Source organism: Mesomycoplasma neurolyticum, from assembly GCF_900660485.1.
In the GTDB taxonomy this organism is placed as follows: domain Bacteria; phylum Bacillota_I; class Bacilli_A; order Mycoplasmatales; family Metamycoplasmataceae; genus Mesomycoplasma_A; species Mesomycoplasma_A neurolyticum.
Map to the genome: position 1 here is coordinate 274349 of NZ_LR214951.1, position 22858 is coordinate 297206.

A 22858-nucleotide genomic window follows, 5' to 3' on the forward strand; every position below is an offset into this window, starting at 1 on the left:
AAAAAGTTATTTTTTTATTTTTTTAATTTATTTGATTTTTTAAAAGTTCTTTTGCTTTAGAAATTTCTACACTAAAAAATGAAGTTACACCTCTTTTTTGCATTGTTGCTCCAAAAAGATGATCAACTTTGGTCATTGTCCCATGACGGTGAGTTATAACAATAAATTGTGTTTTATCTTTTAATGACTGTAAAAATTCTGCATAACGAATAACATTTGCTTCATCTAATGCAGCTTCAACTTCATCTAAAATACATAAAGGAATAGGTTTTGCTTTAATAATTGCAAATAAAAGTGAAATTGCAATAATAGCTTTTTCGCCACCTGAAAATAATTTAAGATTTTTAATTGTTTTTCCTGGTGGTTGAGCAAATATTTCAATTCCAGTTTCTAAAATATTTTCTGGATCAGAATATTGAACTCTTGCATTTCCACCACCAAACATAGACATAAATACATTTTTAAATTCACGATTAACAATATCAACTGTTTCTTGAATTTTATTAACAATAATTTTATCCATTTCAGCAATAGCTTCTAAAATAATGTTTTTAGCATTTGATAATTCTTCTTCATTTTCTTTTAGATTATTGTATCTTTCTTCTTGCTCTTCAAATTCTTTGATGGAATCAAGGTTAACATTCCCCAATGCTTTTATTTCTTTTTTTAACTCTTCAACTATTTTTCTTGCTTCATCAATATCAGCTTCAAGTTTGTATGACTCTTGAGCATTTTCAAGTGTCATTTGATAGTGTTCAGTTAATCTTTTTTGATTTTGACTAATTAAATAATTTGCTTTTTCTAAATTAGTTTCATTTTTAGAAATTTGGTTATTTAAATGATATATGTCATTTTCAACTTGAGTTTTTTTCTCTAAACTAGGTTGCATTTCTAGAGTTAAAACATTTATTCTTGATTTTGTAATTTTTAAATTAGTTTCAAGTTCATTTTTTTTAACTTCTAGATCAACAATCTGTTTAGCTAATTCATCAATTTGAGCAATTTCAAAATTACTTGAACTAATTGAAGCAAATTTAACTTTTAGTTCATCTGAACGATCCATTAAGATAACACGTTTATTTCTAGTTTCTTTAACTGTATCATTAAGTTCACCAATACTTGAAATAAGCATATTTTTTTCTTGTAAAATTTTTTGTTCTTTAATATCTAAAGCTTGTTTTTGTTCATTTAATGTTGGAATTTTAGCTTTTATTTGTTCAATATCTTGGTCAATTTTAAGCAAACTATTTTGTTTTTCATCTTTTGAACCACCAGTCATAATACCACCTGGTCTTATAACATCACCATCTAAAGTTACAACCATGTATTTTAATTGAATTAATTTAGATAAACTGTTTGCATCTTCAATAGTTTTGGCAACTATTACATTACCCAGTAAATAAAGTTTTAACTTTTCAAATTCTTTTGTGGTTTCAACCAATTCATGAGCCATTGCAACAAAACCTTTTTGAGTTTTAAGAGCCATTAAATGATCATGTCTTATTTCTCTTGGTTGAATTGAATTCAAAGGAATAAAAGTAGCTCAACCAGCTTTGTTTTGTTTTAAAAAGTTAACTGCTTTAACTGCTGTTTCAGAATTATCTACAACAACATGTTGTAATGCATTGGCCAATGTTGTTTCAATAGCTGCACTAAATTCTTTATCAGTTTTAATTAAATCAATAACAGCACCTTTTAGACCTTTAAATAATGAAGCGTGCTCTAAAATTACTTTTGTTCCTTTGAATAAGTTACTTCTATTATTTTTATATTCTTCTAATACTTTTAATCTTGCTTTAGCCGCTTCTAAAAATGAAAATACTTTATGTTTTTCATTAGTTGTTTTTATTAATTCTAGTTCAACTTCTTTAGCTTTTTCACTAACATTTACAACTTTTTGCTGTGTATTTTCTTCGTAAGAGCGATATTGATTGATTTTAGCTTCAATTTGACTAATTTCTTTTTGGAGATTTTCAGCTTGCTCTTTAGGACTTGCTTCAATCAATCCATCAATAATATCTTGTCTTCTTTGATTAATTTTAGTTTGTCTTATTTCTAGTGTGTGTAGTTCTTTTTCAACACTACTAAGTTCACTTTGCATTTTATCAGCTACAACTTCTAGTTCGATTTTGCTTTCAGAATTTTGCTTAAATGAAGCAATCAGAAGTTCTCTTTCCGTTTCAAGTTCTTGTTTTGCAACTTTTGCATTTTCTAAAGATTTATTTAATTCTAAAATTTGATTATTATAAAATGTCAAATCTTCAACAATTAAACCAACTTCAATAGATTTAAGCGCATCTGTTTTTTCAATAAAAGTTTTTGCTTTTTCTGCTTGTTTGGAAAGTGTAGATAATCTTTTTTCAATTTCATTAATAATTAATCTAATTTTAGACAAAGCTTCTTCTGTTGATTCTAGTTTTCTTAGAGCTTCAATTTTTCTTGCTTTGTATTTTGATGTTCCTGCAGCTTCTTCAATAATAGCTCTTCTTTGCTCAGGTGATGCTTCAGCAATATCACTAATTGTTCCTTGAGAAATAATTGCTAATGAAGATTTAGAAATTCCGGATTCCATTGCAATTTCTTTAATATCACGATACCTAGCAATTTCACCATTGATGTAATATTCATTTCCGCCTTTACCACGGTGTAAAACCCTAGAAATAGTAAAAATATCATGCGGTATAGAAACAGCTTTATCACTATTATCAAATGTTAAAATAACTTCTGCTTTATTTAATTCCCGCATTGTTTTTGAACCAGCAAAAATAACATCTTCCATTTTATCACCACGCAAAGCTTTAGAAGATTGTTCACCTAATACTCATTTAATTGCATCATTAATGTTAGATTTACCTGAACCATTTGGACCTATTATTCCTACAACGCCACCATCAAAATTTAATACAACACGATCAGCAAATGATTTAAAACCTTGTGCTTCTACTTTAATTAATTTCATTTTTTTTCAACCTTTCTAAAGCATTTATTGCTGCATTAGTTTCTGCTTCTTTTTTACTTTTTCCTTTTCCTATACCATAAATTTGATCATCAAATAATAATTTAGCTTCAAAAACCTCATTATTTCAAACAACTTTATAAGTTGCATTTTGTTTTGTAGAAGCTTGAATGTATTCTTGGAACTGTGATTTAGGATCTTTTAAAATTTGGTGTGAATCAATAACCAAATTATAAATAGTTTTTTCAAAAAACTCATCAAGTTTTTTTTCACCTTGATCTAAATAAATTGCTGCACTTAATGCTTCAAATAAATCTGCATTAACTTTAGGATTGTCAAGAATTTCTAAAGCTCCTTTAGAAATTTGTAAATATTGATTTAATTTTAAATTAAAAGCAATTTTAGCTAATGAAGAAGTATTTACAATTTTTGATCTTTTTATAGTTGCTTCACCTTCAGTTATTTTAGGGAAAGTTTTATAAATTAATAAAGAAATCTTAAATTGAATAAGAGCATCACCTAAAAATTCTAAACGATCATAATGAAGAAATTTTTTATTTTCATTACTAAAAGTTTTATGGGTAAAAACTTGTTTAAAAAGCAAAAGATTATTTGGTTTAATATCAAATTGATTTAAAAAATTAATAATTTTATTTTTCACTTATTTTTTCAATTTCCTGTTTTACTTTAGTTAAAATTTGACTTTCAATTGCTATTTTAATTTGACTAAATGCACCTTTATATGCTTTTATATCGGATGAGCCATGTGATTTAATTACAATACCATTAACACCAATCACCCATGCAGCTCCAACATTCCGATAGTCAAATTTTTCTTTTACTTCACTAAATGCTTTTTTTAGACCAATTGCAAATATTTTTCTTCAAAATGTTTTAGTAATTTTTGCTTTAATGAATTTTGATAAATTTAATACCGAACCTTCTAATGTTTTGAGTGTGATATTTCCTGTATAGCCATCTGCTAAAACAATATCACTATCAACATTAAAAATATTTCTAGTTTCAATAAATCCTTGATAATTAATTCTTGGATTATTTTTTAGTAAAATATTAGCTTTTTGATGATATTCAAAACCTTTGTCATCTTCTGTACCAATATTAATTAAACGACAAATTGCTTTTGATTTGTTAAATAAATTTTGACTAAAAATTGTTGCAATGATAGCTCATTGTTCAAGATATTCTGCTTTTGTTTCAAGATTTGCTCCAGCATCTAAAAGCAAGAAAAATTCATCATTAATCATTTTAGGAATCATTGGCATAAATGCAGGTCTATCAACATTTTTTAGTCTTTTAAGTTTCATTGTTGCTAATGCTAAATAAGCTGCAGAATCACCAGAAGATAAAACGGCATCAACTTTTTTTTCCAATAATAATTCTAAGGTTTTTGACATTGATGTTTTTTCTCTGAGAATTTTTCTTAAATTTAAATTTGTTTTAGGAACGACATTAGGTTCGTGAACAATAGATATTTGAGAATGTTTTTCAACTAAAAATTTGGCGATTTCAGTTTCATCACCAACTAAAAATACATGATAATTAGAATTATTATTTACAAAATCAAGTGCAGCTTTTATACCAGCTTCAGGTCCATTGTCATTTTGCATTACATCAAAAGCTATTTTTTTCATTATTCAACTCCTATCAAGAAATGATATGTTTTTTGTTCACCTTTTTTAATTTCGATTTCAACATCATAGTTTGCTTCTATAAAATCAGCTAGTTCTTTTGCATCACCTTCTGATGAATCAACACCATAATAAATTGATATTAAATCAGAAGAATTTTCTCCTATATTTTTCATTAAAATTTTAATTGTTGATTTTGCTGCATCAATATAATTTGAAGTGGAGACTAAAATCTCACCATTTAAAATTCCAATAAATTCTTCATTTTTTATTTTAACATCACCAATTTTAACATCACGATTTGCTTGCGTTACTTCAATTGTGTGAATAGATTTTATTGCATCTTCCATTAATTCTTTGTTTTCTTGTCAACTAATATCTTCACTAAAATTTAGTACAGCATTTATTCCTTGAATTGGAGTTTTAGAAGGAATTATAATAACATTTTTATTTGTAATTGTTTGAACAGCTTGTTGTGCACTCAAAATAATATTTGAATTATTAGGTAAAAAGAAAATGTTTTCAGCTTCTAATGAATCAATTGCATTTAATATATCACGAATTGATGGGTTGTTTGTTTGACCACCTTCAATAATAAAATGAGCACCATTTTCTTTCATAATATTAATAATTCCTTGTCCTGTGTTACATGAAATAATTGCATTTTTAAATTTTTTATTTTGTGTTTCATTTTCAGCAATAATTTTAGAACTATTAGCTTGAAGTGACATATTTTCTGATTTAATTTTCAAAAATTCACCAAATTGTTGAATTGCAGACAAAAATTTCCCTGGTTTTAAAACATGACCATGAACTTTAACAATGTTAGAATCACGAACAACAACCAAAGAAGAAGAAAAATTAATAATTTTGCTTATTAGTCTTTTTTTACTAAAGTTTTTTGGATTTCTAAGTTCAACAATAACTTCTGTACAATAACCAAATTCTCCATCATAAATTTCCGTATCACTTACAAAATTAGTTACATTATTTTGGCTTTGTGATATTTCCACAGGCTTACCTATTAAAAAATTATACATACCTTCCAAAATCAAAAATAAACCTTCACCACCTGAATCAGTAACATTTACTTCTTTTAAAATAGGCAAAATATTTGGTGTATTATCACAACTTTTTCTAGCTGCATTTAATGCTATTTTAAAAAGTTCTTCAATTGTTGTTTTAGGTGTAACTGTTTTTTCTAATGTTTCTGTTGTTTCTCTTATAACTGTTAAAAGTGTACCTTCCACCGGTTGAAGAACAGAGTCATAAGCTTTTTTTGTAGCGCTGATGAATGCTTCAACAATTTCAAAATTATTTGCAACTGATTTATCTAAAAAATATTCAGAAAAACCTCTAAAAATTTGAGATAAAATAACTCCTGAATTACCTCTAGCTTCTATAAGCATGTTTTTAGAGATTAATTTAGCAACTTCTCCTAAATGTGTAAATGTTTCATTTTTTAAATTTTTAGTAGAAGAAAAAATTGTTGCAGCCATATTTGTTCCTGTATCTCCATCTGGAACAGGAAAAACATTTAAAGCATTAATTTTTTCTTTGTTGTTTTGTAAATTATTAGCTCCTGAAACAATCATGTTTACATATAGTTTAGCTGTAAGTTCATTATTCTTAATCATTTTATTAACTCACTCCTTTAATATGAATATTTAGTGCTTTAAGCTTAAAATTATTTTTTTTAGTATAAAATTCAACTAATGAAGATATTTCTTTAACAATTGTTTGTGTGTTAACTGAAAATAAAATAACAACTGCTAAATTGATAATTATTTCATTTGAATGCTGAATTTTACTAATAGCCTTATATCATTCATTTTTTTTAGTAATGTGTTTTTTTTCTAAGTTTTCATTTTTAGAATTTAAATCAGCAAAACCGTAAACCCCTGGGATCATGGAAATGTGTTTTAATAACTCTTTGTCAAAATTATCTAAATTCATTTTCACCTTCTTCTGAATCAATAAAATACTAAATTTAATAAATAATTAAAAATTATAAATTAACATAATAAAAAATTTTATTTAAATTTTAACAAATTTTTTAATTATTGTTATTATTTTAAAAAATGTTTATAATATTTAATACTATAAATTAATTGATAAAATATAAAGGTGTTTTATGAATAAAAAAGAAAAAATAGTCACAGGTATAACCGCAACAGGTAAATTAACAATCGGAAATTATATTGGAGCAATTCAAAATGCATTAAATTTTCAAAATGATTATCAATTAATTATTTTTGTTGCTGATTTGCATGCTTTAACCTTAAAAATTAAACCTGAAGAGTTAGAAAAAAATCGTAAAGAAATTTTTGCGCTTTATCTTGCGGCAGGAATCGATCCTGAAAAAAGTATTGTTTTTTATCAATCGGACATTGCTGAACATAGTGAAATGAATTGATATTGCTTAGTAAACACAACATTAGGTGAATTAAATAGAATGACACAATTCAAAGATAAATCTCAAAATATTAAAAATGATAACAAAACAAATTTAATTCCAACAGGTCTTTTGATTTATCCAACACTAATGGCAGCTGATATTTTGCTTTATAATCCTAAATTTGTGCCTGTTGGTCTTGATCAAACCCAACACATAGAATTAACAAGAAATATTGCTAGTCGTTTAAATAAAAATTATAAAACTAATTTAAATTTACCAAAAAATGTTAATGTCGAGGTAGGATCAAAAATAATGTCTTTAACAGATCCAAATAAAAAAATGTCTAAATCTGATTTAAACAAAAATAGTGCTATTTATTTATTAGATGAACCTGATGTAGCTTATAAAAAGATTTTAAAAGCAATTACAGATTCTGAAAATAAAGTTTACTTTTCTGAAAATAAACCTGGTGTATCAAATCTTTTAACAATTTATAGTGCACTTAAAAAAATAACAATTGAAAAAGCAGAAAAAGAATTCATAAATGCAAACTACAAAGAATTTAAAGAAAAAGTAGCTGAAGAAGTGAAAGAATTTTTAATTAATTTACAATCAAAATACAATACTTTTATTGAAAACGTTGATTTTTATGCTGAAAAAGGCAAAGCGAAAGCGCAAAAGCTTGCACAAGAAACATTATCAAAGATTAAAGAAGGGATTGGCTTGAAATAAAAATGAAATTTAATAAACAACTTAATCACACAGCGAGCCACTTATTAGCAGCTGCAGTTATAAAACTTTTTCCTGATGTAAAATTAGGTTTTGGCCCTGCCACAAGTGAAGGGTTTTATTATGATTTTAGCTTTAGTAGTCCTATAAGTGTGACAGATTTAACTAAAATTGAAAAAATGATGCATAAATTAGCTTCTGGTGGTTATAAAATGCAACAAAGTTTTGGTGAAAATTATAATTTTAATGATAAACCTTTCAAAAAAGAACTTTATAATGAAATTATAAATCGTGGAGAAACAGCAACTTTTTATTCATTATTAAACCCTTCTAATAATCAAATTTTATTTGAAGATTTATGTGTTGGCTCACATGTTGAAAACGTAAGTCAATTAAAGCATTTTAAACTTATTTCTTTAGCAGGGGCATATTGAAGAGGGAAAAGTGAAAATGAACAATTGACAAGAATATATGGAACAGCTTGAGAAACAAAAGATGAATTAGAAGAATTTTTAAATATTTTAAACGAAAGAAAAGAAAGAGACCATAGAAAAATTGGTAAAGATTTAAATATTTTTACTTTTTCTGATTATTTTGGTCAAGGTTTTCCTGTTTGATTACCTAATGGAATGAAAATAAAAAATGCAATTCGCGATTTAGTTTTAAAAATTGATAAAAAATATGGTTTTAATGAAGTTTTAACCCCTCATTTTGGTGCGAAAAAATTATATGAAACATCAGGGCATCTAGAACATTATAAAGATGATATGTTTAAACCAATTGAAGTTGAAAATGAAGAATTAATAGCAAGACCTATGACTTGTCCCCATCATATTATTCTTTTTGATAAAACTAAAAAAAGCTATAATGAACTACCAATTAGATATTCTGAACAATCAAGATTATATCGTTATGAAAAATCAGGGGCGCTTACAGGTCTTGAAAGAGTAAGAGCTATGGATTTAACTGAAGGTCATGTTTTTGTTAGAAAAAATCAAATTATTAATGAATTTAAACATTTATACACAATGATTAAAGAAATAATTGATTTATTTCAAATTGAAATTAATTATGTTTCTTTTTCAAAACGCGATCCAAAAAATAAGGATAAATTTTACGATGATGATGAAATGTGAAATCAAGCAGAAAATGATTTAGAAAGTGTTTTAAAAGATTTAAATATAAAATATGAAGAAAAAATTGGTGAAGCAGCTTTTTATGGGCCTAAAATTGATTTTCAAATTAAAACTGTATTAAATCATGAAATAACACTTTCTACACTTCAATTAGATTTCTTATTACCACGTAAATTTAATATTTCTTTTATAAATAGTGAAAATAAAAAGGAAACACCAATTTTAATTCATCGTGGTTTGATTGGGACTTATGAGCGTTTTGTATCTATTTTATTAGAACAAACAAAAGGTAATTTACCATTTTGATTGAGTCCAAAACAATTAGTTGTAATCCCTATTGATATTGAAAAACACCTAGAATATGCACAACAAATTTATCAAAAACTTTTTGAATTAGATTTTAATGTTCAAATAGATTTAAAAAACGAAAGAATAAACAAAAAAATTAGAGAAGCACAGATCTCAAAAACTAAATATCAAATTATTGTAGGTGATGTAGAAGTAAATAAAAAATTAATAAGTTATAGAAAATATGGCGAAAGCAAAACTTATATTTCAACATTTGAAAAATTTTTATCAAAAATAGATAATAAAAGAAAAGAATACAAATAATCATTAATGAATAAAAAAGAAATTTTTTTCCACATTTTTTTAGTTTTTATACCAGCAATATTAATTTATGGTTTATTATCTCCTGATATTTATAAAAAAGAAATTATTAAATATCATTATTTACTTTTAATATCTTTAGGATATCTTATGATTTTTTTTATTTCTACAGTTTTTTTTATATCAATAAAAATATTAGAAATAAATTTTTTTAATTATAGTTTAACTATTGCTATTTGTTTATTTTTTATTATTATCACTTATCCATTAAAAGACCAAAAAATTTTACTTTTTACAAGAATAATTATTATTTTTATTTCAACATTTATTTTTGTACCTATTTTTTTTGTAACAAAATATATAGAATTAAGAAAGAGGATTAAAGATGAAAAAATTATTTATCATAGGAAATTGAAAGATGAATAAAACTATTTTAGAAACAGAAGATTTTATTCATGAATTTAAAACTTTATACCAAAAAAATAAAAATAAAATTAATAATGTAGATTTTGCTATTGCAGCACCTTTTACAAAATTATTTTTATTTAAAAATCATAATATAGATTTTGCGGCGCAAAATATGTCACAATTTGAAAAAGGTGCATATACAGGTGAAATTTCACCATTAATGATTAAAGATTTAAATGCAAAATATGTAATTTTAGGACACTCAGAAAGAAGAGAATATTTTAATGAAAGCGATGAAATAGTAAACCAAAAACTTCATTTAGCTTTAAAACATGGTGTAATCCCTATTGTGTGTATTGGTGAAACCTTAAAACAATATGAAGCAAAACAAACAAAAGAAGTTATTTTAAAACAAATTCAAAAATCTTTAAAAGATGTCAAAGATTTTTCTAAAATAATAATTGCTTATGAACCGATTTGAGCGATTGGTACAGGTAAAACATCTACTGTTGAATATGCACAAGAAATATGTGAATTCATTAGAAAAAATACATCAAAAAATGTTATTATTCAATATGGTGGTTCAGTAAATCCGAATAATATTGAAAATTTAATGAGCCAAAAAGATATTGATGGTGCACTTGTTGGGGGCGCTTCACTAGAAGCTCAAAGTTTTATTAAATTATTAACTTTAAACAAATAAAAAATATTGTATTATAATTTTAAAGTTAATTCGAAAGGAGGAGAAATATGTTGACACTTTTAAGTGAACAATCAAAATCAGCAACAGAAACTGCAAACTCTATAATAACAAACACAGCAGGTGGTGTTGGTCTCGGGGGTTGAATTGGGATAACATTTGCTGTTGGAATTATTCTATTTTTAATCGGAGGAGTTTTAGGTTTGCTTTTATCTAAAAGAAATTTTGAAAAACAATTAAAAGAAAACCCACCAATTAATGAAAAAATGGTAAGAGCAATGTTTTCACAAATGGGTAGAAAAGCATCTGAAAAACAAATCAAATCTGTTATGCGTTCAGTAAAAAATGCAAAATAATTTCTTTATAATAACATATAAAGCATTTTAGTTGAATTTAATTTTCATCTAAAATGTTTTTTTAATATTTAAATATAAAAACATCCATTACAAAGGTAATAATATTTTTATTTAAATAAATTACTAAACAAAATTAAGAAAAATAAATTTTATTTTTAAAATTTATTAAAAAAAACACTCTTAAAAAGAGTGTTTTAAAATTTTTTATTTTTTTAAAATAAACCAAACCAGGACAAAATATTTTGAAATGGTGGCTCCGACAGGAATCGAACCAGTGACACACGGAGCTTCAATCCGTTGCTCTACCTACTGAGCTACAGAGCCATGGCGGTCCAGACGGGGATCGAACCCGCGATCTTCTCCGTGACAGGGAGACGTATTAACCACTTTACCACTGAACCTTGGTTGCGAGGGTAGGAGTCGAACCTACGACCTTCGGGTTATGAGCCCGACGAGCTAACCACTGCTCTACCTCGCTATATATAATTTAAATCACTTCAAAGTTATTACCTTTTTAGTGATAATGGCGGGCAATGAGGGATTTGAACCCCCGCGGGCGGTGAAGCCCCTGCTAGTTTTCAAGACTAGTCCCTTCAGCCTCTTGGGTAATTGCCCATGGTGGACCCAACTGGACTCGAACCAGTGACCGACCGGTTATGAGCCGGTTGCTCTAACCAACTGAGCTATAGGTCCACTTTTGAAAGTAATATACTTATATGGTGGCTCCAAAGAGATTCGAACTCTTGACCTTCCGGGTATGAACCGGATGCTCTAACCAACTGAGCTACAGAGCCGTGGTGGAGAGGAAGGGATTCGAACCCTCTACCTCCTGCGTGCAAGGCAGGCGCTCTAGCCAAGTGAGCTACCCCCCCAATGGTGAAGAAGACAGGATTTGAACCTGCGACCACTACGTCCCAAACGTAGCGCTCTGCCAAGCTGAGCTACTTCTCCGCTAAAATAATTTTAGCACATAAAAGCAAATAATTTGTTTTTTTAAATTTGCAATAATGATTATACATTATTTTTTAAAATTAACAAACATTTTTTATTTTTTATTTTTTTAGAAAAAATTTAACTTTAAAAAATGTAGTTATATTTTGCAAATTTATTAAAATTTAGTATTTAAGTTTTTAACTAATCAATAACATAATAAATAAAAAAGATATTCGAATTAACTATAAAGTAATTTTATTTAATAAAATCACAAAAATTTATTTATGTTTTTTTAACCCTAATAAAAAAATATTCTACAAAGATTATTTTAATATTAGAGTTATTTTTTTATATTTAAAAATAAAAAATCAAACACAAGTTTTGATTTTTTTGTACATTTTTTTGTTAAAACAAATATTTTTTTATTTTTTTAATAAATAACTTAAACCTATCAATGCGCTATCATCACCATATGGGTCTTTTACAATTCTTAAATTTAATAAATGTGCTGGATCAACATATTTTTTTGCTAATTCAATTGCTTTTTCAACATATCATCAATTATTTAAAGCAACGCTCCCACCAAATATAACTAAATTAGGGTTGACAAATGCTAATGCCATAGCTAATGTTCTTGCTAATGCATCAATTCCTTCATCAATTATCTTTCTACAAATATCATTTTCTTTATATTTTTTAAAAATTTCTTTTGCTGATAAAAAAAGTTTTTTATTTTTTGCTCTTAAGCTGATACCAGTTCCTGAGATTAAATGTTCAGCTGCATATTCATTTAAATGCAATTTTTTAGTTTTATTTTTTGATGAAGGTAAAAACGCAATTTCTTGAGCATAACCATTTGCACCTGTAAAAATTTTATTATTTATAATCAAACCTGCACCAAATCCAGTAGAAATTGTAAAAAATTGACTTACAGAATTTTTGAGTTCATTATTTTTATAAAAATAATGATTACCAAGTGCCATTGCATTTGCATCGTTTTCAAAAACTATTTTTTTAATAGCTATTTTGTTTTTTATATATTTTTTAATATTAATATTATGTCAACCACTTAAATTTGGAGAATCAATTATAACTCCTTTTTTATAATCTGCTGGACCAGGTATGCACAAAGCAACACTATCAATTTGATATTTTTTTAATAAATTTATTACTTTATCTAAAGTTTCTGAATAATTAAATTGATTTGTTGCAAAACGAATTTTTTTAATTATTTTATCATTTTCAATCAAAGCAAATCTTGTATTTGTTCCACCAATGTCAATAGTAGCTAATTTATATTGTTTCATAATTTTCTAACCTTATTTTTCTTTTTATTAATTATATTTAAATTTATTTTAAATAATAAAAAAAATGGTTTTTTTGAAAAAAACTTTATTTTTAAGTGTTTTTTTTAACAAAAAAGCTAAATCCTTCCTTTTTTTTTTTTTTTCTAAAATTAATTTTGAGAGTTTTTCTCAAATACTAAATTTGAATAATAAATAAAAAAAGAAAGGAAATTAATTTTGGAAAATAAAAAGTTGTGATGACGAACAGGCACAATTTATCAAGTTTATTTGCGGTCATTCAAAGATTCAAATAATGATGGTAATGGGGACTTAAAAGGTTTGATTTCAAAACTTGATTATATTGAACAATTAGGCGTTAATGCAATTTGATTAAATCCGATAGCACAATCACCAATGGTTGATAATGGATATGATGTAACTAACTACAAAAAAATTGATCCGATGTTTGGAACAATGCAAGATTTTGAAGAATTAGTTAAAAAAGCTCATCAAAAAAATATTAAAATAATTTGAGATTTCCCACTTAATCATTGTTCAGATCAGCATGAATGATTTCAAAAAGCATTGAAAGGTGATCCTAAATATTTTAATTATTTTTATTTTACTAAAAAATTTAATTTAAAACGTAAATCATTGTTTGGTGGTGAATTTTGAACAAAAGCAAAAAATGGTTATTACTATGCACATGTTTTTGCAAAAGAACAACCATGTTTAAACTGATATAACCATGATGTTGTAAATGAATTTATTGACATTATGGATTTTTGACTCAAAAAAGGAGTAGATGGCTTTAGACTTGATGCTTTTGATGAAATTGGCAAACCGAAAGATTTATTTACTAGAACAAAAATGTATAAACATGATACAAAATTTGTTATTGAAAAATTTAAACAAATAAGACAAAAACTTTGAAAAGATAATGATGAAATAATGGTTGTTTCAGAATCTGGTGCTATGGACAAAGAAGAAACAGATAAATATACCACATTAAAAAATAAAAATTATAGCTTAATCATTAATTTTGAACATATAACAAGTGAATTTGAAGTAAAAGTTGGTAGAAAAATTTACAAAGGTTTTGATCTTGTAAAATTTAAAAAAATCATTTCTGATTGACAAACTAAAGTAAAAAATGGTTGAAATACATTATATTTCAGTAATCATGACCAAGGAAGACAAACTTCAAGATTTGTAAGTGATCAAAATAATTTTTTTAGTCAAAAAGCTAAAGCTATTGCTTTAACACTTCACGGACTAAAAGGAACCCCATTTCTTTATCAAGGTGAAGAAATTGGAATGGATAATTCAACACATGTTAAAAATTTAAAAAAAATTAATGATGTTATGGATCATAAAACATACAAACAAGATGTTATTGAAGACAAAGTTATTTCTCATCATGATTACATGAAATTAATTTCAATTTTTTCAAGAGATAATTCAAGAACTCCAATGCCTTGAAACTCTGATGGTGGTTTTAATGACATTAAAAAAAGCTGATTACCATACAATCTTAGTTACAAAACTATCAATGTTGAAAATCAAATAAATGATCCAAATTCTGTTTTGAATTGATATAAAAAAATTATTTCACTAAGAAAAGATTCTTTAATTAAAGAAATAATTCTATGAGGTGATTTTAAACTTTTATTAAAAGAGAATAAAAATATTTTTGCTTTTAAAAGAAAATATCAAGATCATGAAATTGTATTTGTTATAAATTGATCTCAAAATATGCAAAATTATAATTTAAATCTTAAAAATTACGATGTATTTTTAAACAATTATCAGCAATTTGAAAAAAATATTTTATTACCATGACAAGCATTAATTTTCACAAAAAAAAGAATAGGTAAATAAAAAAATACAATGTATAGTAAAAAGTACTTTTTAATTATGATTTTACCTGCTATTGTGATTTTTACAATAGTTTTAATTGTGCCAATAACATTAGGTTTTTTATTATCTTTTACAAATTGATTTAAAGAACAATTAATGTTTGAAGGCAAATGAATAGGTTTTAACAATTATAAAATAGCACTTACAGATCAAAAGTTCATTAGTTCTATTTGATACACAGCAGGTTTTAGTGTGCTTTGTTTAATTTTTGTGAATTTATTTGGTTTTGGTTTTGCATATGCTTTAAACAAAAAAATACATGGTAAAAATATTTTTAGAGGAATTTTCTTTCTCCCTAACATGGTTGGAGGATTGATCTTAGGATATTTATGACAAATTATTTTTGATCGTGTTTTAAATGAGATTTTTGGACATTCATTAAGATTTGGAACAAGATTAGAAGCGATGTTTGCAATGGCAATTGTTTTTACTTGACAAATGGCTGGTTATGTAATGATTATTTATATTGCTGCATTACAAAATATAAATAAATTTTTATCTGAAGCAGCGAGAATTGAAGGTTGTGGACCATTTAAACATTTTTTTAGTGTTGTTTTACCTGCAATTATGCCAGCAATAACAGTTGTTTTATTTTTAATAATAAGTCGTTCTTTTCAAATGTTTGATCAAAATTTAGCATTAACAAATGGTGATAGAGATACAGGGCTTTTGGCATATAACATTTATGCATCAGCTTATGTCCAAGCATATAAGCAAAATTTTGGAATTGCCCAAGCTAAAAGCTTTATTTTTGTTATTTTAGTTGCAATTATTTCAGTTAGTCAAGTTTATATTTCTAAAAAATTTGAGGTACAAACATAATGGATTTTGTAAATAAAATAAAATTTTCTTTTTCCAAAACTAAAGCATTAAAACTAACTTTATTTTTCGGGTTATTTATTTTAGCTACAGTTTGAATTTTCCCATATTTTTTAATGACAAACACATCATTTAAAAGTTTATCTAAATTAGTTACAAAAAACATTTTTTCTTTACCTACACCATATGAAACAGCAAACTATACGAGAGCATTTACAGCATTAAGATTTAGTGAATCTTTCATTGTAAGTATTTTAGTTACCATAATTTCAAACATTACAATTATTTTTATTTCTTCTATTTGTGCGTGACAACTTGCAAGAAATAAATCAATAATTTCAAAAATTATTTTTTATTGTTTTTTAATCACTATGATAGTTCCATTTCAAGCTATTATGCTTCCATTAATCAGTGTAATGGGGAGAATGAGATTTTTAAATTTATTTGGTTTGATTTTTATGTATACAGGTTTTGGTCTTTCTATGTCTATTTTTATGATGCATGGCTTTTTATCAAATATTCCGCTTTCGTTAGAAGAAGTAGCTAAAGTAGAAGGATATAATCCATTTAAAGTGTATTTTAAAATCATTTTACCTTTATTAAAACCAATCATTGCCACAATTTTGATTATTAATACAATTTGAATTTGAAATGATTTTTTACTTCCTTTTTTAGTTTATTTATCAAACAACAAGCAACCAACAACAACTGTTGTAAGACTAAAAGAAGGATTGGTTGGTAGTTATGGTACAGATTTTACAGCTATTATGGCAGGTTTGACAATTTTAGTTATACCAATTATTGCTTTCTTCATTATTATGCAAAAACATATTATTTCAGGAATTACAAATGGCGCAATCAAATAAACAAATACCAAGTTTTTTAAAAGAATTTAAAAAAATAGCATTAACAACAAATGATCATAATAAAGGTCCAAATGTTTTGGAGCTAAAAAATATAAATAAAATTTATCCTAATGGTTTTCAAGCGATTTTTAAAACTAATTTAGTTGTAAAAAAAGGTGAATTTGTTTCTTTATTAGGTCCAAGTGGTTGTGGTAAATCTACAACATTAAGAATTATCGCTGGGTTGGAAGAAGCAAATCAAGGAGAAATTTACATTAACGGCATTAATGTAACTCACTCTGAACCAGCTGCAAGAAACCTAACTATGGTTTTTCAAAACTATGCACTTTTTCCTCATTTATCAGTTAAACAAAATATTGCTTTTGGTCTAAAAGCAAACAACATAAAACTTTTGGATGATGGAAAAATTTGACATCAAATCAACAATAAAAAAAATCAAATAGCAGAAATTAATTGAAAAATTCAAAACATTCAAATGTTATCTAAACATAAAAAAGATCTACAAAAATTTGAAACAAACAAAATTAATTTTAAAGATAAATATCAACAAATAATAAAAAATAATGAAACTAAAAAAAGAGAAAATGAATTTTTTAAACTTTTAAGTAAGATTACATTTTTAGAAGAAAACATTGAATTTCAAAAAAATAAAATTGAATATTTTACAAATATTAAAGATCAAATTTTCAACTTGAAAAATGAAAGAAAACAAGTTAAAAATGAAATTCAAAAAATCAAGCAAAAAATCATTAAATTAAATCATAAACAAAAAAAAGACATAATCAACCAAAAAGTCGAAACTAGTGCTAGGGTTTTAAATTTAGATTTTTATTTGAATCGTAAACCTTCTGAGCTTTCTGGTGGTCAAAGACAAAGGGTTGCACTTGGTAGAAGTATTGTAAATAACCCAGTTTTATTTTTAATGGATGAACCTTTGAGTAACTTAGATGCACAATTACGTGCAACTATGCGTCATGAAATTAGAAAACTTCATGAAAAAATAAATTCTGGAACAATCTATGTAACTCATGACCAAGTTGAGGCAATGACTATGTCAGATAAATTAGCTGTAATGGAAGATGGATTTATATTGCAAATAGCTAGTCCAAAAGAAATATATAAAAATCCTTCATGTTTATTTGTAGCTAGTTTTGTTGGTAGTCCTGCTATGAATTTTATTAAAGGTGTTTATAAAAATAAAAAGTTTGTTTCTCTCGATAATTTAGAAATAAATTTACCACTTTATAAAACTAAATATCTTAAAGAAGATCAAGAAATAACTTTAGGAATTAGGCCAACTGATTTTTCTATTGATTATAATGTTTATGATGCATATGATTCTAAATTAAAAGTAATTATTAAAGCGAAAGAATTATTAGGAAATGAAATTCAATATAAAGCTTTAATTGAAAATACCAAAAGTGAAATCACCTTTATTTCATCATCATACAATGATTACAAAATAGAGCAAAAAATTGAAATTTACATCATTTCTTCAAGAATTCATCTTTTTGATACTAAATCAACTATTACTTTAACATCACAACTAAATTTAGAAACTATTAACTTGCTTGAAAATTGACTAAATTCTAACTCAAAAATTCAAGTTAGAAGACAAATTTTAAAAAATTCAAAAAATAAAAATGCAAAAACTAAATTATTAAAAAAAGTAAAAAATTACATTCTAAGTATTTCAAAAAAAAGAAAAGAGATAAAAAATAATGAAAATTAAAAAAATATTAAAATTTAGCGCTTTAGGTGTACTTGCAACTACACCATTTTTATCATTTATTTCTTGTGGAAATGAAAGTGAGCAAGAAAAAGAAATTAAAATAGCTATTAAAGAATTAAAAGAAAGTTTAAAAACTGATACTACTGCACAAAATCTTAAAACTAAATTTGAAGGTTATTCAAAAGATGCTATGACAATTGTAGGTTCAAAACAAGAAATCAACTTACAATCAGAGGCTTTAATTAAAGCATTTAATGAATATTATGGCACTAATTTAACATTTAAACAATATGGTGGTACAACAAATCCAGGAACTATAATTACAACAAAAATGTCATCTAGTGGTGGTATAGGAGATTTATTAATGTATGCAATTGAACCTAGAAGTGAGTTTGAAGGTAGACTTGATAAACTAATTGATACAAGTCCAAAAGCAATTTTAGAACATGATGGTGACATTACAGGTACAATTAAATTTGAAAATGAAAACAAAAGTTTTTTACCACAAGTTTATGAATACTATGGTGTAGTTTATAATAAAGATCTTTTTATTGAAAAAGGTGTTAATGTATATGAAGGTAAAAGTTTTGATAATGCAAAAGTATCTAATTTACAAAAAAGTGATGCATATGATGGAACAATAGAAAAAGATAATAAACTTTATGTTTTCACTAACGATTTAAAAGAAAGTGGCTACAGAAAAGTTATATCATTTTTAAAATCAAAAGGTGTTGCAAATCCTTTCTACTCATTAGCAAAAGCTGGAACAGGTGATTTATGACCAATTTCAACTCACTTAATTGCAGGTGCGATTTCAACAATTGCCAACCCTCAAGTATGAAATGATGAGAAAAAAATAATTACTCAAGAAGTGATTGATGCAACTAAAAAAGCACTTGAAATTATGGGTTATACAACAGAAAATGATGGAAAGAAAACTAATAATGTTTCTAGTGGTCTTGCAGAATTAGCAGTTGGTACAACAGCCATGATTCAAGGCGGAACATTTAGTGAACCGGATGTTAAAAGAAATAAAAATGATGTAAAATTAGGTCTTTTCCCATTACCTATTTTCAATAAAAATGACCAAACAGCTATGATTTATCGTGGGGCTGCTCAAAAATGAGCTATTACAGCTTTAGCTAAAGATGAATCAAAATTAAAAACAGCAAAAATGTTTTTACAATTTTTATATAAAACTAAAACTGGTTATGAATTTTTATCTAAAACATTTAAATTTATCAGCCCTTATGGTGTACCTAACGGAGCAACTAATGTTTTAGAACCAGATAGTTTACTTGCATCAGCTGTAAATTATGAAGGCGAAAATAATGTAAATAAATGAATTCATGACAATTTCCCTGAAGGTTTTAATACCGATAACCAAATATTACTTGAAGCAGCGAATAATGGTTATGCTAACAATGATACATTAACCAAAGTACAAACAGAATATAAAGCTCTTTTAAACGGAAAGAAAAAATAATATTTATTTTTTATTCAATTTTTTAAACATAGCAAAATAATTATTACAATTAGTAATTGCTATGTTTTTTTATACTTTTTAAATTTAATTTGAAAATTTTTTTAAATCTAAAAAAAAATTTTTTTTATTAATTGAAAAAATTTTTATATATTTACTAAGTAAAGTTCTTTTATTTTAAAATTACATTAAGAAGCAAAATAATTATTTATTAGGCTTCTAAAAAAGAAAATAAAGGACTTAAAAAAATGACAAATTTTAGAAAAGATGGTAAGTCAAAATCTACTTTATTTTGATTATCACTATTTGGTGGTTTATTTGGTTTAGAATATTTTTATGTAAATAAAAAATTATTAGGCCTTTTAAAACTATACATTTCTTGAATAGGTGCAACATTAATTGTTATAATGTGAATTTTATATGGAAGTATTTTAAATAAAGAAGGACTTCCAGTTATATCATATTATGATGTAAAAATTGTTTCAATATTTGGATCTGTTATTTTAGTGTTCAATGGTCTTTGAACAATTTATAATACTGTTGCAATATTTTTAGGTATTTTCCTGGACGAAAATAAAAAGCCTATAAACACTTGAAATGATAAACACATTGAATATATCGATTCACTTTTAGAATTAAAAAAATTCAGAAAGGAAAACAATGGTTAAAATATCCAAAAATTTACATTGAATTGATTGAAGTATTTTAGTAATTTATTTAATTTTAATTGTGGGATTGGGTATCTTTGTTTGATGAATTCAAAAAAAGAAAAAAGAAACTAATTCAACAAAAAGCATTTTTACCGGGGGAGGTAAAAACCCTATTATAGTTGTTGGTCTTTCAATATGAGCAACAATAACTTCTTCATTATTCTTTGTTAACACAGCTGGTGAAGCTGCTACTACAAACTGAATGTGAACAGGTGCTAATATTTCATTAATTTGTATTACACCATTTATTGCTATGTTTGTAATTCCGTTTTATCGTAGAATAAAAGAGACTACAGCATATGCATATTTACAAAAAAGATTTAACTATGCTGTAAGAGCAATTAGTTCATTATCATTTATTATATTTATGATCTTTAGATCAGCTATTGTTTTATTTGTTCCTATAGTTGCAATTACAACAATAGTAGATGTCGATCCATATGTTATGGTTGTAATAGTAGGACTTGTAGTTGCTGTTTTAACTGCATTTGGTGGTTTCAAAGCTGTTATTTGAGCAGATGCAACTCAAGGTGTTATTTTACTATTTGGGATAGCATCAGTTTTAATAAGTGCTTTAGTTTTAACAAACTATTCTTCAGATACTCTTCAATATCAAGACATTTTAACAAGAGATAGTTGAAAAGTAAACTTAGCACAAGGTGGTATATCATTACTATTTATATATAACATTATAAATTCAATGTATGGATTTATGGCTTCACAAGACGTAACTCAAAGATACAAAGGAACAAGGAATATTTCACAAATTCGTAAAACATTATATATTTCTTCAGCACTTGGAATTGTAACAGTGTTACTATTCTTTGGTGCAGGTTCAGCTCTTGCAACATACTATTCATCACAACCAGAAACCGGAGTAAAAATGCTCTTAGAAGGTAAAACTGCGGTTCAAGCATTGGGACTTCAAAAAAGTGGATTTATGATAACATTTGTAAATTCTGTTTTAGGAGTAGGTTTTACAGGGGTGATTTTAGCTTCTATATTCGCCGCTTCACAATCTACAATTTCATCAGGACTTAGCGCATTAAGTAATTCAATTGTTATTGACTTTGTTGTTGTATTTAACAAAAAAATATCAGAAAAGAAATTAGCATTAATTTCTAAGTTGCTTGTATTAATATTTGGTGGATTTGCTATTGCTTTCAGTTGTTTATTGATCGCAACAAAACAAAATGATTTATTTAATTATTTTACAGGAATTATTGGTTTATTAAATGCACCTACAGTTGCTGTGTTTGTGCTTGGGTTATATAGCAAACGTACAAATTCAATTGGTGTTTTAATAGCAATGTTGGTTGCTATGATAATTTCCACACCATTATGAGTATTATCACAAAAATTTATTCCTGAAAGTCATAAAATTACATTTAGTGGAATTTGATTAACAACATTATCATTCTTCACTACTTTAGTAGTTGGTTTTATTGTTTCAAAATTAACAAACAAATATTGTAAAAAATATCAAATTAACGAAAAAAACCTTGTCAATAGAACAATGTTAACAAGAACAGCTGAATTTAAACAACTTACAAAATTAGAATCAGAAATTGGTAAATTTGAATCTTGAGTTAAAAAAGGTTTAATTACAAAAGAAGAATTTCAAAAAGTAACAAATAAAATTGAAGAACTTGAAAAAATTGTTGATTTACAAACAATTGACTAAAAAAAATTGGGAGATAAAAAATTAGAAATGATTTATGGCAAATTAGAAAAAATAAACCAATATAAAAATTTGCATCCTAACTTAAAAATTGCAATTGAATGATTAGAAAAACAAAATTTAGAAAATCTTGAATTGGGCAAATATGAAATAAAAGAAAAAGATGTTTTCGCACTTCGGATGGATGTTGACGCATATGATGATCAAACTGTGCAATATGAAACCCATAATGTTTATAGTGATTTGCATATTATTATTGATGATGAAATGTTTTATTATGATGATAAAACAGAGTTAGGCAAAGAAAAAACCGAATATAATGTTTCTGATGACTATCAATTATTTGAAATTAATAATAAAAATAATTTATTAAAACCTAGAATTAATGAGTTTTTACTTTTTTTACCAGGTGATGGACATGCACCTAAATATAATCCAAAGGTAAAAAAATTAAAAAAAATCGTTATCAAAATTAAGTGATAAAATT

General features: G+C 25.8%; 19 protein-coding genes and 8 tRNA genes. 13 read left to right on the top strand and 14 right to left on the bottom strand.

The window, feature by feature from the left end:
- Window positions 1-22: 22 nt before the first annotated feature.
- Genes EXC65_RS01120 through EXC65_RS01140 form a run of 5 tightly spaced genes read right to left on the bottom strand, consistent with a single transcriptional unit; the run spans window position 23 to window position 6561 of the window.
- Window positions 23-2959: an AAA family ATPase gene (locus EXC65_RS01120; protein ID WP_129719672.1), complete on the bottom strand. Its 2937-nt coding sequence runs from the start codon at window positions 2957-2959 to the stop codon at window positions 23-25.
- Window positions 2946-3617: a ribonuclease III gene (gene rnc, locus EXC65_RS01125; RefSeq protein WP_129719673.1), complete on the bottom strand. Its 672-nt coding sequence runs from the start codon at window positions 3615-3617 to the stop codon at window positions 2946-2948. The genes EXC65_RS01120 and rnc overlap by 14 nt, the downstream gene beginning before the upstream one ends.
- On the bottom strand, window positions 3607-4608 hold the full coding sequence (plsX, locus tag EXC65_RS01130) for a phosphate acyltransferase PlsX (RefSeq protein WP_129719674.1): 1002 nt from the start codon (window positions 4606-4608) through the stop codon (window positions 3607-3609). Before plsX ends, rnc begins: the two co-directional genes overlap by 11 nt.
- On the bottom strand, window positions 4608-6242 hold the full coding sequence (locus EXC65_RS01135; RefSeq protein ID WP_129719675.1) for a DAK2 domain-containing protein: 1635 nt from the start codon (window positions 6240-6242) through the stop codon (window positions 4608-4610). The genes plsX and EXC65_RS01135 overlap by 1 nt, the downstream gene beginning before the upstream one ends.
- Window positions 6243-6246: 4 nt before the next feature.
- Window positions 6247-6561 (bottom strand): hypothetical protein, encoded by a 315-nt coding sequence (locus tag EXC65_RS01140; protein WP_129719676.1) that lies wholly within the window; start codon window positions 6559-6561, stop codon window positions 6247-6249.
- Between the two features lie 178 nt (window positions 6562-6739).
- Between EXC65_RS01140 and trpS the strand changes: the two genes are divergently transcribed.
- From trpS to EXC65_RS01165, 5 genes are read left to right on the top strand one after another with little or no spacing between them, the layout of a single operon-like run.
- Window positions 6740-7735: a tryptophan--tRNA ligase gene (gene trpS, locus EXC65_RS01145; protein ID WP_129719677.1), complete on the top strand. Its 996-nt coding sequence runs from the start codon at window positions 6740-6742 to the stop codon at window positions 7733-7735.
- Between the two features lie 2 nt (window positions 7736-7737).
- Complete coding sequence (gene thrS / locus EXC65_RS01150) at window positions 7738-9480, top strand: threonine--tRNA ligase (protein ID WP_129719678.1); 1743 nt, start codon at window positions 7738-7740, stop codon at window positions 9478-9480.
- A gap of 6 nt (window positions 9481-9486) precedes the next feature.
- Window positions 9487-9903 carry an MAG3450 family membrane protein gene (locus EXC65_RS01155; RefSeq protein WP_129719679.1) on the top strand — a complete coding sequence of 139 codons (417 nt, stop codon included), beginning with the start codon at window positions 9487-9489 and terminating at the stop codon, window positions 9901-9903.
- Window positions 9863-10588: a triose-phosphate isomerase gene (gene tpiA / locus EXC65_RS01160; protein ID WP_129719680.1), complete on the top strand. Its 726-nt coding sequence runs from the start codon at window positions 9863-9865 to the stop codon at window positions 10586-10588. Before EXC65_RS01155 ends, tpiA begins: the two co-directional genes overlap by 41 nt.
- A gap of 47 nt (window positions 10589-10635) precedes the next feature.
- Window positions 10636-10941: a YneF family protein gene (locus tag EXC65_RS01165; protein ID WP_129719681.1), complete on the top strand. Its 306-nt coding sequence runs from the start codon at window positions 10636-10638 to the stop codon at window positions 10939-10941.
- 248 nt (window positions 10942-11189) lie between these two features.
- On the opposite strand, the gene EXC65_RS01170 is transcribed toward EXC65_RS01165, so the two are convergent.
- The 9 genes from EXC65_RS01170 to EXC65_RS01210 form a co-directional block, all read right to left on the bottom strand.
- A tRNA-Phe gene (locus EXC65_RS01170) sits at window positions 11190-11265 on the bottom strand.
- A 1-nt stretch (window position 11266) separates the two neighbouring features.
- Window positions 11267-11342: transfer RNA gene (locus EXC65_RS01175), tRNA-Asp, on the bottom strand.
- 1 nt (window position 11343) lies between these two features.
- Window positions 11344-11419 (bottom strand) — tRNA-Met (locus tag EXC65_RS01180).
- Between the two features lie 46 nt (window positions 11420-11465).
- A tRNA-Ser gene (locus EXC65_RS01185) sits at window positions 11466-11556 on the bottom strand.
- A gap of 1 nt (window position 11557) precedes the next feature.
- Window positions 11558-11634 (bottom strand) — tRNA-Ile (locus EXC65_RS01190).
- Between the two features lie 24 nt (window positions 11635-11658).
- A tRNA-Met gene (locus EXC65_RS01195) sits at window positions 11659-11735 on the bottom strand.
- Window position 11736: 1 nt separating this feature from the next.
- A tRNA-Ala gene (locus EXC65_RS01200) sits at window positions 11737-11813 on the bottom strand.
- A 2-nt stretch (window positions 11814-11815) separates the two neighbouring features.
- Window positions 11816-11892, bottom strand: a tRNA-Pro gene (locus EXC65_RS01205).
- 404 nt (window positions 11893-12296) lie between these two features.
- On the bottom strand, window positions 12297-13181 hold the full coding sequence (locus EXC65_RS01210; RefSeq protein ID WP_129719682.1) for an ROK family protein: 885 nt from the start codon (window positions 13179-13181) through the stop codon (window positions 12297-12299).
- Window positions 13182-13397: 216 nt separating this feature from the next.
- On the opposite strand from EXC65_RS01210, the gene EXC65_RS01215 reads away from it, so the two are divergent.
- The 8 genes from EXC65_RS01215 (at window position 13398) to EXC65_RS01255 (ending at window position 22854) form a co-directional block, all read left to right on the top strand.
- Entirely contained in the window at window positions 13398-15041 is a 1644-nt protein-coding gene (locus EXC65_RS01215; protein ID WP_129719683.1) for an alpha-amylase family glycosyl hydrolase, read from the top strand.
- A gap of 36 nt (window positions 15042-15077) precedes the next feature.
- Entirely contained in the window at window positions 15078-15902 is an 825-nt protein-coding gene (locus EXC65_RS01220; protein ID WP_232018822.1) for a carbohydrate ABC transporter permease, read from the top strand.
- The gene (locus EXC65_RS01225) at window positions 15902-16765 is read left to right on the top strand and encodes a carbohydrate ABC transporter permease (RefSeq protein ID WP_232018823.1); all 864 of its coding nucleotides are present in this window, start codon (window positions 15902-15904) and stop codon (window positions 16763-16765) included. Before EXC65_RS01220 ends, EXC65_RS01225 begins: the two co-directional genes overlap by 1 nt.
- Entirely contained in the window at window positions 16749-18497 is a 1749-nt protein-coding gene (locus EXC65_RS04665; protein WP_197724529.1) for an ATP-binding cassette domain-containing protein, read from the top strand. The genes EXC65_RS01225 and EXC65_RS04665 overlap by 17 nt, the downstream gene beginning before the upstream one ends.
- Window positions 18487-19983 (top strand): hypothetical protein, encoded by a 1497-nt coding sequence (locus tag EXC65_RS01240; protein WP_129719686.1) that lies wholly within the window; start codon window positions 18487-18489, stop codon window positions 19981-19983. The genes EXC65_RS04665 and EXC65_RS01240 overlap by 11 nt, the downstream gene beginning before the upstream one ends.
- 245 nt (window positions 19984-20228) lie before the next feature.
- Complete coding sequence (locus tag EXC65_RS01245; protein WP_129719687.1) at window positions 20229-20648, top strand: NINE protein; 420 nt, start codon at window positions 20229-20231, stop codon at window positions 20646-20648.
- Window positions 20641-22374 (top strand): sodium:solute symporter family transporter, encoded by a 1734-nt coding sequence (locus EXC65_RS01250; protein ID WP_129719688.1) that lies wholly within the window; start codon window positions 20641-20643, stop codon window positions 22372-22374. Before EXC65_RS01245 ends, EXC65_RS01250 begins: the two co-directional genes overlap by 8 nt.
- Before the next feature lie 27 nt (window positions 22375-22401).
- Window positions 22402-22854, top strand: coding sequence for a YhcH/YjgK/YiaL family protein (locus EXC65_RS01255; protein WP_129719689.1), 453 nt, complete (start codon window positions 22402-22404; stop codon window positions 22852-22854).
- Window positions 22855-22858: the final 4 nt, after the last annotated feature.